Annotated in this window: 1 protein-coding gene and 1 pseudogene; both read left to right on the forward strand. The window is 69.0% G+C overall.

What is annotated here, in order from left to right:
* The first annotated feature begins 21 nt into the window (after positions 1 to 21).
* Complete coding sequence (locus MKK69_RS30880) at positions 22 to 837, forward strand: helix-turn-helix domain-containing protein (protein ID WP_243973991.1); 816 nt, start codon at positions 22 to 24, stop codon at positions 835 to 837.
* 22 nt (positions 838 to 859) lie between these two features.
* Positions 860 to 999 (forward strand): annotated as a pseudogene (locus MKK69_RS30885) (hydroxymethylglutaryl-CoA lyase); the annotation flags it as partial.

The raw sequence follows: 999 nt of genomic DNA on the forward strand, positions 1-999 counted from the left end.
GCCCGATGAGGGCCGAGACACGTGTTTGCAGACGAAATCCGCCGCGCGATCGAGGCGGCCGACCGAATCACCCTGCCGTCCATCACGGCGCTGCTCTGGCGCGCCTATGGGGAGGGGAAGGTCACGGAGGCCGAGGCCGAAGCTCTGTCCGGGCTGATCGAAACGCGAACGCTGTCCAAAAATGGACCGCGATCCGGACAGAGCCCGAACTCAGGGGGAACAGCCAAGCATTCGATCGGCCTGCCCGCGCAAAAATGCGTGGGAAGCCCCAGGAGGCCCGGCGTCGGCTCCCGGCCACGCACGGACGCCTCGATGGAGCGCCGCCGCCGCTGGGCCGCCTCTGGCCGCATGCCGCTCGGTCTCGCCGCCAAGTTCACCCACGCCGAGCAAGGCGTGCTCGCTCTGGTCGCCGCCGAGGTAGCGCGCCGCGGCGACTGCCGGCTGGCGATCGACAATGTCGCGGCCGTGGTCGGGGTCTCACGCTCGACCGTGAAGAACGCGATCCGCGAGGCTGTGCGGCTCGGGTTCGTGACCGTCGAAGAGCGGCAGGTCACTGGCTGGCGCAATGACACGAACATCGTGCGCATCGTGAGCCGCGAGTGGCTGGCTTGGCTGCGGCTGGCGCGGAAAGGCGATCCTCTCTCGAACCGGAGAGAACAGGCAGCACCCTCCCTCTCGCAAGGGGGAGGGGTCAAAAGCGCGACCACCACGTCTACTCAGGTTCTAGATCTAGGAGAATCGAGGAAAACGGAGCCGAAGAAGGGCTGCCGACAAGCGGCGGGCGACCTCGACCGATCAGACCGCGCGAGAATCCGCGCGGGTGGTGGAGGCGGCTGAGCCATGCGGTGAGGGCCTAGAGGCCGCCTACGAGGCCGGCGCCCGGCGGTTCGACGCGGCGCTCGGCGGCCTCGGCGGCTGCCCGTTCGCCCCCGGCGCCACCGGCAACATTTGCACCGAGGATCTGGTCAACATGGCCCACGAGATGGGCGTGCCGACCGG

The sequence above is a fragment of the Methylobacterium sp. J-026 genome, from assembly GCF_022829585.1.
Lineage (GTDB): Bacteria > Pseudomonadota > Alphaproteobacteria > Rhizobiales > Beijerinckiaceae > Methylobacterium.